9 protein-coding genes are annotated in these 15,183 nt (G+C 67.5%); 1 reads left to right on the top strand and 8 read right to left on the bottom strand.

Going from position 1 to position 15,183, the window contains the following annotated elements:
• Positions 1-132 precede the first annotated feature (132 nt).
• The 6 genes from gyrA to ligA form a co-directional block, all read right to left on the bottom strand.
• Positions 133-2,847: a DNA gyrase subunit A gene (gene gyrA / locus A9K58_RS01570; protein ID WP_065197655.1), complete on the bottom strand. Its 2,715-nt coding sequence runs from the start codon at positions 2,845-2,847 to the stop codon at positions 133-135.
• Between the two features lie 290 nt (positions 2,848-3,137).
• Positions 3,138-4,202, bottom strand: coding sequence for an S-methyl-5-thioribose-1-phosphate isomerase (mtnA, locus tag A9K58_RS01565; RefSeq protein ID WP_065197654.1), 1,065 nt, complete (start codon positions 4,200-4,202; stop codon positions 3,138-3,140).
• A gap of 47 nt (positions 4,203-4,249) precedes the next feature.
• Positions 4,250-4,972, bottom strand: coding sequence for a DUF3011 domain-containing protein (locus tag A9K58_RS01560; protein WP_065197802.1), 723 nt, complete (start codon positions 4,970-4,972; stop codon positions 4,250-4,252).
• A 139-nt stretch (positions 4,973-5,111) separates the two neighbouring features.
• Positions 5,112-6,068, bottom strand: coding sequence for an EF-P lysine aminoacylase EpmA (epmA, locus tag A9K58_RS01555; RefSeq protein WP_065197653.1), 957 nt, complete (start codon positions 6,066-6,068; stop codon positions 5,112-5,114).
• Positions 6,065-6,550 carry a GNAT family N-acetyltransferase gene (locus tag A9K58_RS01550; protein ID WP_065197652.1) on the bottom strand — a complete coding sequence of 162 codons (486 nt, stop codon included), beginning with the start codon at positions 6,548-6,550 and terminating at the stop codon, positions 6,065-6,067. Before A9K58_RS01550 ends, epmA begins: the two co-directional genes overlap by 4 nt.
• A 50-nt stretch (positions 6,551-6,600) precedes the next feature.
• A complete protein-coding gene (ligA, locus tag A9K58_RS01545) occupies positions 6,601-9,072 on the bottom strand; it encodes an NAD-dependent DNA ligase LigA (RefSeq protein ID WP_196769143.1) in 2,472 nt (823 codons plus the stop codon).
• Between the two features lie 229 nt (positions 9,073-9,301).
• Between ligA and A9K58_RS01540 the strand changes: the two genes are divergently transcribed.
• A complete protein-coding gene (locus A9K58_RS01540) occupies positions 9,302-10,426 on the top strand; it encodes a pyridoxal phosphate-dependent aminotransferase (RefSeq protein ID WP_065197650.1) in 1,125 nt (374 codons plus the stop codon).
• A gap of 341 nt (positions 10,427-10,767) precedes the next feature.
• Here A9K58_RS01540 and zipA read toward each other — a convergent pair whose 3' ends face one another.
• Together zipA and smc are read right to left on the bottom strand one after the other, a co-directional pair.
• Positions 10,768-11,511 (bottom strand): cell division protein ZipA, encoded by a 744-nt coding sequence (gene zipA / locus A9K58_RS01535; RefSeq protein ID WP_065197649.1) that lies wholly within the window; start codon positions 11,509-11,511, stop codon positions 10,768-10,770.
• Between the two features lie 46 nt (positions 11,512-11,557).
• A complete protein-coding gene (gene smc, locus A9K58_RS01530) occupies positions 11,558-15,061 on the bottom strand; it encodes a chromosome segregation protein SMC (RefSeq protein ID WP_065197648.1) in 3,504 nt (1,167 codons plus the stop codon).
• Positions 15,062-15,183 lie beyond the last annotated feature (122 nt).

The raw sequence follows: 15,183 nt of genomic DNA, 5'->3' as shown, positions 1-15,183 counted from the left end.
ATCCCACCGCTACCGTGAAGCGGGCGCGTATTTTGCCGACCGGTGCGGCGTCCAGCGGATGAGCATGCGGCCCGGATACGACGACGCCGGCACATGGCCGGCGTCGCCCGACATCCCGACAGAGCGGCGGGATCACTCCTGCGCGGCGTCCTCGCTGCTGGCAGCGTCCGGTGTGCCGCCGGTCGTGGCCGGGGCAGCGGCAGCCACGTCGTCCTCGTCCTCGTCGATCGAGGCATCCATGCGTTCCACCGCCTGCAGCTTCTCGTCCTTGGACAGGCGGATCAGGGTCACGCCCTGGGTATTGCGGCCAACGCGGCTGATTTCCGAGCCACGGGTACGCACCAGGGTGCCGCCATCGGAGATCAGCAGGACCTCGTCGTTGGAACCCATCAGCACCGCAGCGACCAGCTTGCCGTTGCGCTCGGTGGTCTGGATGCCGATCACGCCCTGCGTGCCACGGCCCTTGCGCGGGTAGTCCGGCAGCGGCGTGCGCTTGCCGTAGCCATTCTCGGTGGCGGTGAGGATGTACTGCACACTGGCATCGTCGGCACCGTCGATCACTGCATCGCCAGGGCTCGCGGCCTCCTCGGCACCGTTGTCGTCCTCGTTCTCGTCCTCGCTGCCACCGGCACTTTCGGCCACGATCAGGCTGACTACTTCCTCGCCAGGCGGCATCTTGATGCCCCGCACGCCGGTAGCGGTACGGCCCATCGAGCGGACCTTGTCCTCGCCGAAACGCACGGTCTTGCCGTTGGAGGCGAACAGCAGGATGTCACGCTCGCCGTCGGTCAGGCCGACGCCGACCAGGGCATCGCCCTCGTCGAGGTTGATCGCGATCTTGCCGCGGGCCAGACGGAAGGCGAACTCGCCCAGCGGGGTCTTCTTGACCGTACCGTTCTTCGTGGCGAAGAACACGAACTGGCCATCGGCGTACTCACGCACAGGCAGCACGGCCTGCACGCGTTCGCCCGGTTCCAGCGGGATCCAGTTGATGATCGGACGGCCGCGGGCATTGGAACCGGCTTCGGGCAGCTGGTAGACCGGCAGCCAGAACACCTTGCCGGAACTGGTGAAGGTCAGCAGCGTGTCGTGCGTGTTGACCAGCCACAGCTGCTCGATGAAATCCTCTTCCTTGGTCGCCGCCGCACTGCGGCCACGGCCACCGCGGCGCTGCGCGCGGTACGCGCTGACCGGCTGGCGCTTGACGTAGCCGGCGTGCGACAGGGTGACCACCACGTCTTCCGGCGCGATCAGGTCGAGAATGTCCAGGTCTTCTTCGCTGTGGCGGATTTCGGTGCGGCGCTCGTCACCGTACTCGGCCTTGACGTTGACCAGCTCTTCGCGGATCACCTGCAGCAGGCGGTCGGGATCTTCCAGGATGTGGATCAGCCCGGCGATCACTTCCAGCAGCTGCTTGTACTCGTCGGTCAGGCGGTCCTGCTCCAGCCCGGTCAGGCGGTGCAGGCGCATTTCCAGGATCTGGGTGGCCTGGATCTCGGTCAGCTGGTAGCCGCCCTCGATCAGGCCCACGCCCTTGGGCAGGTCTTCCGGACGCGAGGCTTCGGCACCGGCCGCACCCAGCATCGCACCGACCAGGCCGGGCTCCCACACGCGTGCCAGCATGCGCTCGCGCGCTTCATTCGGGTTCGGCGAGGTCTTGATCAGTTCGATCATCTCGTCGATGTTGGCCAGCGCCACGGTCAGGCCTTCCAGCACGTGGGCACGGGCACGCGCCTTGCGCAGCTCGAACACGGTGCGGCGGGTGACCACTTCGCGGCGGTGGCGGACGAACGCCTCCAGCATCTGCTTGAGGTTCATCAACTGCGGGCGGCCATCGACCAGCGCCACCATGTTGATGCCGAACACCGATTCCATCTGCGTCTGCTGGTACAGGTTGTTCAGCACAACCTCGGCAGATTCACCGCGCTTGATCTCGATGTAGATGCGCATGCCGTCCTTGTCGGACTCATCGCGCAGCTCACTGATGCCTTCGATCTTCTTTTCCTTTACCAGCTCGGCGATCTTCTCGATCAGACGCGCCTTGTTCACCTGGTAGGGAATTTCAGTGACGATGATCGACTCGCGGCCGTTGTCGGCCACTTCGATATCCGCCTTGGCGCGGATGCGCACGCGGCCACGGCCGGTGCGGTAGCCGGCGACGATGCCGGCGGTGCCGTTGATGATGCCAGCGGTCGGGAAATCCGGGCCCGGGATGTATTCCATCAGGCCGTCGACGTCGATCTCCGGGTTGTCGATCAGCGCGATGCAGGCGTTGATCGATTCGCTCAGGTTGTGCGGCGGGATGTTGGTCGCCATGCCCACCGCGATGCCGGCCGAACCGTTGACCAGCAGGTTCGGGAACCGGGTCGGCATGACCGTCGGCTCCAGTTCCTTTTCATCGTAGTTGGGCTGGAAATCGACGGTTTCCTTGTCGATGTCCGCCATCAGCTCATGCGCCAGGCGCGACATGCGCGCTTCGGTATATCGCATCGCCGCAGCGGAGTCGCCGTCGATCGAACCGAAGTTACCCTGGCCGTCGACCAGCATGTAGCGCAGCGAGAACGGCTGTGCCAGGCGCACCAGCGTGTCGTAGACCGACTGATCGCCATGCGGGTGGTACTTACCGATGACGTCACCGACGATACGCGCCGACTTGAAGTAGGGCTTGTTGCTGTGCGCGTTGAGTTCGTTCATCGCGTACAGCACGCGGCGATGCACCGGCTTGAGGCCATCGCGCGCATCCGGGAGCGCGCGGCCCACGATTACGCTCATGGCGTAATCGAGGTAACTCTTGCGCATCTCGTCTTCCAGGTTGACCTGGATGATTTCCTTGGCGGTTTCTGCCATTCGGGTTCCGTTGTCTGGTAGCGGTCCAGTCCGGCGCAGCCCTCTGCGGGAGGGGGTCGTGCCGGAACCTCGATTCAACCTGTGGATACTACCACAACAGGCCGTTTTCCGCCTCCCTTTACGGGGATTTTACCGGCACAAATCAGGAACTTAGGGGCCCCACCGCTCCTGTATAAGCGAGCCCGCGCTCGGCTCGGCCGGCAATCCGCCGCAGCCGAGCATCGGCTCGGTTCTACAGACGGCAGCCGAGCATGGGCTCGGCTCTACCGACGTCCGCCGCCCTGCCCGCCTCAGGCGCCGAAGGCAGCGCGCATGTTCCCGGCAGTCGGATTCAGGATCACCCCGCGTTCGGTCACGATGGCGTCGATCAGCTCACCGGGGGTGACATCGAACACCGGGTTCCAGGCAGCGATGCCCTCGGCCACGGTGCGGGTGCCGCCCACGCCGTACAGTTCGCCCGGATCGCGCTGCTCGATCTCGATCTGGCTGCCGTCCACGGTCTCCATGTCCACGGTGGACGCCGGGGCCACGACCATGAATTTCACCCCGTGGTGGCGGGCGGCGATGGCCAGCTGGTAAGTGCCGATCTTGTTCGCGGTATCGCCGTTGGCGCAGATGCGGTCGGCGCCGACGATCACCCACTGGACCGCGCCGGTCTTCATCAGGTGCGACGCGGCCGAATCAGCAATCAGAGTGGCGTCGATGCCGTCCTGCTGCAGCTCCCACACGGTCAGGCGCGCGCCCTGCAGCCAAGGCCGGGTCTCGCCTGCGAACACACGGGCGATGCGGTGCTGGGCCATGCCCGCGCGGATCACACCGAGCGCGGTACCAAAGCCAGCAGTGGCCAGCGAGCCGGTGTTGCAGTGGGTCAGCACGCCGCTGCCGGCCTCGATCAGGCCGGCGCCCAGCGCACCCATGTGACGGTTTGCTGCGAGGTCTTCCTCGGCGATGGCCTGCGCCTCCGCTTCCAGCAGTGCCTTCCAGTCGGCGCCGGCCGCGTTCAGGCACCGGCGCATGCGTGCCAGTGCCCAGGCCAGGTTGACTGCCGTCGGGCGCGACGCGTTCAGGCGTTGCAGCGCCGGCTCCAGCTGCTGCAGCGCATGGGCTCCGTCAGCAGCCTGTACGCCACGCGCCGCCAGCACCACGCCCCAGGCGGCGGCAATGCCGATCGCCGGCGCGCCACGCACGGTCAGCGCATGGATGGCCGCAGCGACGTCGTCACTGTCATGGCAGGCCACGTGTTCGACCACGAACGGCAGCTTGCGCTGGTCCAGCAACTGCAGGGCGTCACCGGTCCACAGGATCGGGCGGATGTGGTCGTAACGGGCGTAGTCGATGTCAGAGGCAGTGTTCATGGACCCATTGTAGGGCCACGCTCCGCGTGGTTGGAGCCTGCCCGGGCTCAATTCACCGAGAATTCGGCGCGGCAGCCCCCGTCCACCCAGACCCCGTTGCGGTTCCAGCCCCAGGTGCGGCCCTCCTCGCACGGTGTATTGGACAGCTGTTCGGTCACCGCAGCGCCAACCGAGATGCTGGCACCGCAGAAGCGGCGCTTCTTCGACTTCGATTCGCAGGTCAGGCGGCGGGGTACATCGACGAATCGGCCTTCGTCGTCGGCCACTTCGAAGTCACCCTGGCAACCTCGGCTGGTCCAGATCTCATTGCGCTTGTAGCCCCAGCCCTGGCCTTCCCGGCACGGCAGCACCGACAACTGGCGCAGCAGGCGCACCGGCGCCCCGTCCAGACGCACCGGGCAGCTCTGCGGGCGCCCGTTGGACTCGCAGCGCACCACCCGGCGCACCAGGCGCTTGCCCTCATGCGCCGGCGCAGCTCCGTCCGCGCGGCGCGCGCGGAACTCGGCGCGGCACCCGAGGGTGACCCACACGCCACTGCGATCGGTCCCCCACTCGCTGCCACGGATGCAGCTGTTGCTTGACAGCTGGCGGACCAGGTCGATGCCATGGCTGACATCGATATCGCAATGCACCCAGCCCATGTCGCGCGACTCGCAGGTCACCACTTCGCCGTCATAGCCCGCCTGCCCGGCCGACGCCGGAGACGGCCAGCCACTCCACAGCGCGATGGAGCAGACCGGTGCCGCAACGACCGCAAACCACTTGACCAATGCCTTCCCCGACAGGAGTGGACCAATGCCGATGCGAGTGTCCCGCATCTGCGGTGATGAGAGCATCATCCTGCTTGCCGAAGCAAGCGAGGAAAGCTGGCAATCCGTTCAGCCTTCGATGTCCACTTGGCCGCGAAGATCAGGCACGGGCGAAGTCATAGGCCAGCACATCGGCGATGCGCGGCGTGCGGTTCATCGCCATCAGCAGGCGATCGACACCGACCGCCACGCCGGCACAGGCCGGCATCGACGGCAACGCCGCCAGCAGCGCTTCGTCCAGCGCAGGTTGCACCTGGCCCCGCTCGTGGCGGCGCTGCAGGTCACGCCGGAAGCGCATTCGCTGCTCCTGCGCGTCGTTCAGTTCGTGATAGCCGTTGGCCAGTTCCACCGCGCCCAGGTAAAGCTCGAAACGCTCGGCCAGGGGCGGTGTGCCGGGACGAATGCGGGCCAGCGCCGCCTGGCTGGCGGGCCAGTCGTGGACCACGGTCATGACCGTGTCATCGAAGTGTGGCTGGATGCGATGGGTCATCAACAGGTCCAGCCAATCATCGCGGGTCAGCCCGACCGGATCGATGCCCACATCGCCCAGCGCGGTACGCAACGCCGCCTCGTCGGCGTCGAACGGGTCCACGCCCACATGCTGCTGGTACAGCTCGCGGTAGCTCAGCACGCGCAGCGTCGCGCTGCGCCCGACCAGGCCCAGCGCCTGGCCGACCAGCTCGGCTGTCTCCTGTACCAGCCGATGGTGATCCCAACCGACGCGGTACCACTCCAGCATGGTGAATTCCGGGTTGTGGCGGCCGCCCGCCTCGCCATTACGGAACACGCGGCCCAGTTCATAGCAGTCGCCCACACCGGCGGCGAGCAGGCGCTTGAGCGGATACTCCGGCGAGGTCCGCAACCAGCGGCGGCGGCCACCGGCATCCACATGGCCGGTGAAATCAGTATGGAAACTGTCGATGTTCGGCTCGGTATTGCCCGCCACCGAGAGGATCGGTGTTTCCACTTCCAGCACATCGCGCTCGGCGAAGAAGCGCCGCACCAGGGCGTTGAGCGCAGCACGCTGCTGCAGCGCGCGCAGCAGGGCCTCGCTCACAGGATGCCCTCCGGGCGCGGATGGTCCAGCGGCAGGGTCAGCAGGTCGCGGGTGTCGTCGATGTAGCCGCTGGCCAGGTACAAGCGCCGGGCCAGTTCGTTGTGGTGATTCACTTCCAGGCGCAGGCGGCTGACACCCCGCCCGCGAGCGCGCTGCTCGCAGATGGCCAATGCCTGTTTGCCACGGCCACGCCCGCGTGCGCGGTAGCCCAGGTAGAGCTCGTCCAGCAGCATGAAGTGACCGCCCTGCTCCAGGCTGAAGCCCATCGTGATGACCGCGTAGCCCACCACTTCGCCGGCCTCGTCCAGCCACAGCAGGACTTCGCCATTACGCGGATCGGCCAGCAGCGCGTCCACCCCGCGGCGCACGCGCGCATCATCGAAGTCGATCCTGTCTTCGGCATAGAACTCGCGCATCAGCGAGATCAACAGCGTCTCATCGGCACGGGTGGCCAGGCGGAAATCCAGCGGGGCAGTCTGCATCGGTCGTCCTTCGAGTTTCATGCCGGGTGCCCGGGCACCCGGCGAGGTCATCATTCGTGTTCGGCAAGATAGGCCAGCAGGCGATCCTCGTCCCACACCGGCACACCCAGCGATTGCGCCTTGTCCAGCTTGGACCCGGCCTCGGTGCCCGCAACCACGAAGCTGGTCTTCTTCGATACGCTGCCCGAGACCTTCGCACCCAGTGCCTCCAGGCGTTCCTTGGCCACATCGCGGGTGAGCTGGGCCAAGGTCCCGGTCAGCACCACGGTCTGCCCGTCCAGCGGGCCGGCCACGATCTCGGCCAGCGCCGGCGCCCTGGCCAGGATCTGCTGCATTGCCTCCTCGGCCGCCAGCAGCATCGCGCCGTGGCCGTCGACCTCCAGCCACTCGGCCAGGCCGCGCGCGGTGTCATCCGGCAGTCCGGCGTTGACGAACTGGCCGTGCTCGGCGTCGAGCACGGCCTGCGCGCCGGGAAGCGCGGCTACCAGCTTTTCCGCGCGCAGGCGGGTGATGCCGGGGATCTCGGACTCGACCAGCAGCTGCGCCAGGTCCAGGCCTTCGCGCAGCTTGGCGCTGGGCGCATGCACATCGCTGATGCGCACCTGGCCAACCTGCAGCAGGTCATCAATGGCCTGCTGGTTGCCCTGCTGCTCGAAGAAATGGCCGAGCGAGCGGGCCACTTCGCCGCCGATATCCGGCACCCTCTTGAACAATGGCCACGGCAGGTGGCGGATCAGCTCCAGGTCACCAAACCACTGCGCCAGCGCCTTGGCGGTGCTCTCGCCGACATGTTCGATGCCGAGCGCGAACAGCAGGCGCTCGAGCGTGGCAGCACGGCTGGCATCGATTGCCGCGATCAGGTTGTCGGCCCACTTGGTGGCGATCTTCTTCGTGTTCCAGTCGAAGCTGGCCGGTTGCGCCAGCGCCTGCGCGCGCCAGGCCGGATCGTCGCCGTCCAGCCTGAGCACCGCAGTGAGCACCGCACCACTGCCCTCGGCGGGCAGGTGCGGCTTCAGCGCACTGGCCAGTGCCGAGGGATCCTCGGCATCCAGCACCAGTTTCAGGTGCAGCAGCTGGTCACGACGGAGGCGATACAGGTCGGCCACGCCCCTGACGATGCCGGCATCGACCAGGGTCTCGATGTACTTGTCGCCAAGGCCATCGATATCCATCGCGCGACGCGAAGCGAAATGGGCAATGGCTTCCTTGCGCTGCGCCGGGCAGGACAGCTCGCCTGAGCAGCGCCACGCTGCGGCGCCTTCCTCGCGCACGATCTCCGAGCCACACACCGGGCAGCGCGTCGGCATCTGCCAGGGCGTGGTGCCCTGCGGGCGGCGGTCGGGGATGACGCTGACCACTTCCGGGATCACGTCACCGGCACGACGCACGATCACGCTGTCGCCAACGCGCACGTCCAGGCGCGCGATCTGATCGGCGTTGTGCAGGGTGGCGTTGGAGACGATCACGCCGGCAACGGCCACCGGCGCCAGCCGCGCGACCGGCGTGGCCGCACCGGTTCGGCCGATCTGGATCTCGATCGCCTCCACCGTGGTGCTCTGTTCCTGCGCGGGGAACTTGTGGGCGATGGCCCAGCGCGGCGCGCGCGAGACGAAGCCCATCGCCTGCTGGCCAGCTCGGTCGTCCAACTTGTAGACCACGCCATCGATGTCGAACGGCAGGCTGTCGCGGCGCTGGCCGATCTCGCGGTAATAGCCGAGCAGGCCGTCGGTGCCTTCCACCACCGTGCACAACTCGCTGACCGGGAAGCCCCAGGCATGCAGCTGGCGCAGCGTGCCGGAGTGGGTATCGGGCAGCTCGCCGTTCCGTACCTCACCGGTGCCGTAGGCGAAGAAACTCAGCCTGCGCTGTGCGCTGAGCTTCGGGTCGAGCTGGCGCAGCGATCCGGCCGCGGCGTTGCGCGGGTTGGCCAGGACCTTGCCGCCGTGCAATCGCGCGCGTTCGTTGTAAGCCTCGAAGTCGGCGCGGGCCATGTAGACCTCGCCGCGCACTTCCAGCACATCCGGCCAGCCCCTGCCGTGCAGCTGCCTGGGGATATCGCCGATCTCGCGCAGGTTGGCGGTCACGTCCTCACCGGTGCTCCCATCGCCGCGGGTCGCGCCCAGCACGAATTGCCCGTTCTCGTAGCGCAGGCTGATGGCCAGGCCATCCATCTTCGGCTCAGCCGAAAATCGCAGGCGGCGACGGCCCAGGCGCTCGTCGATGCGGCGCACGAAATCGGCGACCTCCTCGTCGCTGAAGGCATTGGACAGCGACAGCATGGGCGCCGCATGGCGCACCTCGGCGAAGCGGCCGGAAGGGCGTGCTCCAACCTGGCGGGTCGGGCTGTCGGCACTGGCCAGTTCCGGATGTTCGCGTTCCAGCGCTTCCAGTTCGCGCACCATCCGGTCGTAGTCGACGTCGGGGATCTCCGGCGCATCCAGCTCATGGTAGGCGCGGTTGGCCTGGGCGATCTGCCGGCGGAGGTCTTCGGCGCGTTCGGCGGGGCTGGGGCTCATCGGGATCCGGTGGTTCTGGAATGGCCGGGGATTCTACCGTGCCCGGGCGTCAGGCCCTGTAACGCCCCCGCCTTTGTAGGGTCGAGCCATGCCCGACGAGCACTCCCCCGCTCCGGCCGGTGCCAACCTTGGTTGGCACACCTCCAGCCGGGCATGGCTCGACGCTACAAGAAGCAGCTTGCCGCCCACCCCTCACCGGCGCTAGCGTGCGACGGCTCCCATCGGAATCCTGCCCATGACCCTGCCTGCCTCCCGTCGACGCTTCCTGCAACTGGCCGGTGCCAGCCTCGCCGTCGCCGGCAGCGGCCTGCCGCAGCGTGGCCAGGCCCAACCCGCGATAGCCGCCGCCCCCATCGCTCACGACGGTGCCGTGCTGCTGAACTTCAACGAGTGCCCGTATGGCCCCTCTCCCGCAGCCCAGCAGGCCGCACGCGACAGCATCGCCGGTTGCGGCCGCTACCGCTTCGCGCTGGCCGGCCAGGTGCGCGACGCCTTCGTCGAGCAGGCGCGCATTCCCGCCGATCACGTGCGCCTCTATCCGGGTTCCAGCGAACCGCTGAACCGCGCCGCCGTGCTGTGGACCGGCCCGCAGGCAGGGCTGGTGGTGGCCGATCCGACCTTCGAAACGTTGGGCGAGGTCGCGGCCGCGCACGGTGCACATGTGCAGAAGGTGCCGCTGCGCGATGACGGCGCGCACGACCTGCGCGCAATGGTCGCCGCCGCGCATGCACGCCCGACCGGGCTGCTCTATGTCTGCAACCCGAACAATCCCACCGGCTCGATCAGCCCACCGGATGAGCTCGCCTGGCTGCTGGCCCACAAGCCCGCGTCCACCCGCGTGCTGGTCGACGAGGCCTACCTGCAATACAGCGAGCAGCCGAGCCTGATCGCACAGGTGGCGCAGCACGATGACCTGATCGTGCTGCGCACGTTCTCCAAGCTGTACGGCATGGCTGGCCTGCGCCTGGGCGTAGCGGCGGCCCATCCCGACCGCCTGCGCGAGCTGGCCAGCCTCGGTGACAATCCGCTACCGGTGCCTGCGCTTGCGGCGGCACTGGCCAGCCTGCGCGACCCACAGCTGATTCCGCAACGGCGCCTGCAGAACGCCAGGGTGCGCCAGGCCACCATCGCGTGGCTCGGCAAGCGCGGTTTCACCTGCCTGCCTTCGGAGGCGAACTGCTTCGTGGTCGATGTCCAGCGCGACGGCCGTGCATTTGCCAGCGCGATGGCGGAGAGCGGCGTAGTGGTCGGCCGCAGCTGGCCGATCTGGCCACAGCGCGTGCGCGTGACCGTGGGCACCGAAGAAGAGATGGCGGCATTCCGCCACGCGTTCGCCAAGGTGGCCGGCGTACCGGCGTAGACCGCACCTGGGTGGGGGCCGACCTGGCCCTCTGTAGAGTCGAGCCATGCTCGACCAGGGCCTTCCCTGCGAACCTGATCGCATTCAAGCGATACCCAGACGACTCGGAGAAGTCAAAGCGAAGGCATGCCCAGTCCAGGTCTTCTGGGCAGCGAGGCTGCTACGGCCACGCGGTGCGGAGTGACGAATCACTCAGGATCCAAGCGCTCTACATTGCCGCGAATCCCGTTCGCGCAGGGAGCGCAGCCCGATCGGGCGATTACCCGTTTGCGTGGTGCCGATGTCTTGATCGGGCACCATGGGACATGAGTCGAGCATGGCTCGACTCTACGGCCAGGGGCTTACCAGCGCGGCGTCTTGGTCAGCGGCGGGGCCTGGTGCTGGCGATCGTAGGCGCGCAGCTCGTCACGGATGTGCGCGATGCGCTGGCGGCCCAGGGCATTGCGGCTGTCGTCCAGCACCACGCCGTCAAGCAGCTCGGCCATGCGCTGCACGGTCGGCAGCATCTTTTCCCAGGCATCGAGCGCCGTCAGCGGCGCCGGCAGGGTCAGGAAGAAGGCAATGGCCGGGGTCTCCATGGCGCGGATGTTGGCCATGTCGAAGCTGCCCGGTTTCATGATGCTGGCCATCGAAAAGATCGGGCCGCGTTCCGGGTGGCCTTCCACCAGGCGGTGGAACACGTTCATGTGGCCGAACACCAGGCCGGTCTTCTCCGCCGCCACCACAATGTCCTCGCCGCGCAGCTGCTCGCCGGCCCGGGCGGCCACGAACAGCGAGACGATCTTGTCAAAATCCTGGGTAACGCGCCTGCCAAGGTCGCTGGCGGCTCCCGGGTCGGTGTCGGCCAGGCCGAGTTCGGCCTGCTGGCCTTCCCCGCCCATTCCCGGTTCAACGCGGCCATCCGCGACCGCGGTGGCACCGTCCTCGCCCAGCACCGGCTCGCGGCGCTCGCCAGCACCCGGTTCCGCGCCTTCCACGCGGCGCCCCTGGGGCTTCTTCTTCGGACGGCCAAACAGGAAGATCGCGGCGATCAACAGCAGGCCGGCGGCCAGGATGCCGATGCGCAACAGTGCCGTGTCGGACATTCGATAGGTTCTCCGGCTGGTTCATTCAGGTAACTAGGATGGCACGTCAGGCCGCGCCCGCCAATCGCGCGGCTTCTTCCAGGTCCACACTGACCAGGCGGCTGACCCCCGGCTCGCGCATGGTCACGCCCGACAACTGGTGCGCGGCCTCCATCGTCGCCTTGTTGTGGCTGACGAACAGGAACTGCACCTTCTCGCTCATTTCCTTGACCATGTTGGCCAGGCGCCCGACGTTGGCTTCATCCAGCGGCGCGTCCACCTCGTCCAGCAGGCAGAATGGCGCGGGGTTCAGCTGGAAGATGGCGAACACCAGCGCCACTGCGGTCATCGCCTTCTCGCCGCCGGACAGCAACGAAATGCTGGACACGCGCTTGCCCGGCGGGCGCGCCATGATGGTCACGCCGGTGTCGAGCAGGTCTTCGCCGGTCAGTTCCAGGTAGGCGTGGCCACCACCGAACAGGCGCGGGTACAGCGCCTGCACACCGGCGTTGACGCGATCGAAAGTATCCTTGAAGCGGCCGCGGGTCTCGCGGTCGATCTTGCGGATCGCGTCTTCCAGGGTCTCCAGCGCGGTGGTCAGGTCCGCATGCTGGGAATCCAGGTAGTCCGAACGTTGCGAGGCCTCGCCGTACTCATGGATGGCCGCAAGGTTGACCGGCTCCAGCCGGCGCATGCGTGCGTCGATCTGGTGCACGGCCTGCTCCCAGTCGCCCAGGCGGGCGTCCTCGGGTAGTGCGTTGAGCACGTCCTGCAGCACGAAGCCGGCCTTCTCCACCGCCGCCTGCAGGGTGTCGGCGCTGAGCACCAGCGCCTGCTGGTCCAGCTTGCGCTGGGAAATGCGCTCGCGCTGGGCCAGCGCCTGCTCATCGCGCTGGTGGCGGGTCTGTTCGTAATTGCGCAGCTCGGCATCGATGCCATCCAGCAGCGTGCGCGCCTCGGCCAACACGCGGTCAGCGCGCACGCGCTCTTCCAGCGCATTCTGGTGTTCGGCCTGCAGCGCGTCGATCGGCGAATCACCTTCGTCCAGCTGCGAATGCAGTTCGCCCAGTCGCGAATCCAACTGCCCGCGCTGGGTACCCATGCGCTCCAGCGCCTGGCTCAGCGACGCCACCTGTGCCCGCTGGGACTCCAGGGTCAGGGCCAGCGAATGCGAACGCTCGCGCACTGCACGTGCAGCGTCACGTGCCAGGTCGCGTGCCTCGGTCAGCCGGCGCCGCTCGTCTTCCAGCCGCTGCCGGGTCGACTCCAGGTCGCCCATGCTGCTGACCGCATTCTCCAGCCGCGAACGGGCCTCGCGCGCCTGTTCCTGGTTGGCCTCCAGCACTTCCTGCAACTGCTTCAGCTCGCCTTCGATGCGATCGATGCGGGTGCGTGCGGCTTCGACCTTGCCCTGCTGGCCCTGCAGCTGCCCCGCCAGCTCGGAGACCGCGCGATGGGCCTGGTACAGCGCACGCTGCGCATCCTCGCGTTGCTGCTCGGCCGCCTGCAACTGCTCGCGGTAACCGGACAGCTGCTCTTCCAGCTCGGCTTCGCGGTCCTGCAACTGCTCGATCTGCGCGCGTAGCTCGTTGATCTCGCGTTCGCGCAGGAGCGCGCCCTGCTGGGCCGCACCGGAGCGCGATACGCGCAGCCAGCCCTGGCCGAGGCGTTCGCCGGCCTGGGTGATGATCGAATCCCCTTCCGGCAGGCTGGCCTGCAGCGCTTTCGCCTCGGACAGGTCGCGGGCACCGTGCAGTTGGGCCAGCAGGCGGCGGATCGCCACCGGGCCCCGCACGCGTGCGGCCAGCGAAGTCGGCGCGACGTTCAATTCGGCATCATGGTTGGCGACCAGCGCAATGTGGCCATCGCCGAGCTCGCCCAACGCGTCGACGAGACGGGCGGGGTCATCGACCAGCACGCCTTCGATCAGCTGGCCGAGCGCGCTTTCCACCGCGTTTTCCCAGCCTGCATCGACATCCAGTCGTTCGCCGACACGCGCCGCTGAATCCAGCCCGCGGGCCTTGAGCCAGGCGACGGCTGCGCCCTGCTCCTGGCCCAGCGCGGCCTGCTGCAGGGCTTCCAGCGAGGCCAGGCGGCCGCGCAGGGCATTGGCCTGCTTGCGCAGCTCGGCCAGCTCGTTCTGGCCGTTGCGCTGTTGTTCCTGCACTGCGGCCACGCCCTGCTTGCGCTGCTCGACGTCCTCACTCAGTTCGTCCAGCGCGGCCTTCTGCGTGTCGTGCTGCAGGTGCAGCTGCTCGAACGCTTCTTCCAGCGCATCCACGTCGAGCCCGGCGCGCTCGGCCACCAGGGCTTCGCGACGCCGGTCGGCATCGAGAATCTGCTTGTCCAGGTAGTCCACGCGGGTGCGTTCGACATCGCCGGCCCGCGACGCTTCCGAGCTCTGCGAGGCGTGCTGTTCCCAGCGCTGCTGCCAGTCGGCCAGGTGCGCTTCGGCCTCGCGCAGGCTTTCCTGCTTGATCTCGTTCTCTTCCTGCAGCGCTTCCAGCTGCGGAGTCGCCGCGTCCACCGCCTCGCGCAGCACCCTCAACCTGGCCTCGTCGCCGCTGATGTGCTGGCCCAGTTCGGCCAGTGCCTGCCGGGTCTCGTCGCGAGCCTTGTGCAGGCGTTGCGACAGCTCCCGCTGGTGCTGGATCTGCTGTTCCAGCCGCGCCAGCGTGCTGCCGACCTGGTAGACCGCTGCCTGCGCGGTGTTGAGCGCATCGGCGGCCTCCTCGCGACGCACGCGCGAGGTCTCGATGCGGGCTTCGGCATCACGCTGGTCGGCGATCAGCTGCTGCAGTTTGGTCTCTTCCTGCGACAGCCCTTCGCGCAGCTTCGACAGGCGCCCGTCCAGGCCACGGAATTCCAGCGCCTTCCATTCGGCATCCTTGACCCGGCGTTCCTCCTGCAGCGCCTGGTACTGCTCGGCCTGCTTGGCCTGCCGCTTGAGGTGCTCCAGCTGCTTACTGATTTCGTCGCGCAGGTCGCCCAGCCGATCCAGGTTCTCGCGGGTGTGGCGGATGCGGGTTTCGGTTTCCTTGCGCCGTTCCTTGTACTTGGAGATGCCGGCCGCCTCTTCCAGGTACACGCGCAGGTCTTCCGGGCGCGCCTCGATGATCTGGCTGATCATGCCCTGCTCGATGATCGAGTAGCTGCGTGGGCCCAGGCCTGTGCCGAGGAACAGGTCGGTGATGTCACGGCGGCGGCACTTGGTGCCGTTGAGGTAGTAGTTGCTCGTGCCGTCGCGGCTGACCGTGCGCTTGACCGAGATCTCGTTGAACGAGGCGTACTCGCCCGAGATGGTGTGGTCGGAGTTGTCGAAGATCAGTTCGACGGTGGCCTGGGAAACGGGCTTGCGCGCGTTGGAGCCGGAAAAGATCACGTCGGTCAGCGAGTCACCGCGCAGGCGGCTGGCCGAGCTTTCGCCCATCACCCAGCGCACGGCGTCGATGATGTTCGACTTGCCGCAGCCATTGGGCCCCACCACGCCGGTCATGTTGGTCGGCAGGTGCAGGGTGGTCGGATCGACGAACGACTTGAAGCCGGACAGCTTGATCGTGGAAAGACGCATAGGGGTTCCGGACTGGGGCCGGCGAGCGGCCTGCTTTCCCTCCAAGTCATTGATCCTGTTGGGATCACTGACTGTGGAACAGGTGTGACGCCCTGAGTATACCGATGTCGCCGTGTTCTACG

The organism is Stenotrophomonas maltophilia (genome assembly GCF_001676385.1).
Taxonomy (GTDB): Bacteria; Pseudomonadota; Gammaproteobacteria; order Xanthomonadales; family Xanthomonadaceae; genus Stenotrophomonas; species Stenotrophomonas maltophilia_J.
This window is presented reverse-complemented; position numbering and strand designations above follow the sequence as displayed.

Excerpts from the sequence above, each read along its gene's own strand:
- A9K58_RS01540 (WP_065197650.1), top strand. The coding sequence starts at position 9,302 with ATGACCCTGCCTGCCTCCCGTCGACGCTTCCTGCAACTGGCCGGTGCC.
- smc (WP_065197648.1), bottom strand. The coding sequence starts at position 15,061 with ATGCGTCTTTCCACGATCAAGCTGTCCGGCTTCAAGTCGTTCGTCGAT.
- gyrA (WP_065197655.1), bottom strand. The coding sequence starts at position 2,847 with ATGGCAGAAACCGCCAAGGAAATCATCCAGGTCAACCTGGAAGACGAG.
- mtnA (WP_065197654.1), bottom strand. The coding sequence starts at position 4,202 with ATGAACACTGCCTCTGACATCGACTACGCCCGTTACGACCACATCCGC.
- zipA (WP_065197649.1), bottom strand. The coding sequence starts at position 11,511 with ATGTCCGACACGGCACTGTTGCGCATCGGCATCCTGGCCGCCGGCCTG.
- A9K58_RS01550 (WP_065197652.1), bottom strand. The coding sequence starts at position 6,550 with ATGCAGACTGCCCCGCTGGATTTCCGCCTGGCCACCCGTGCCGATGAG.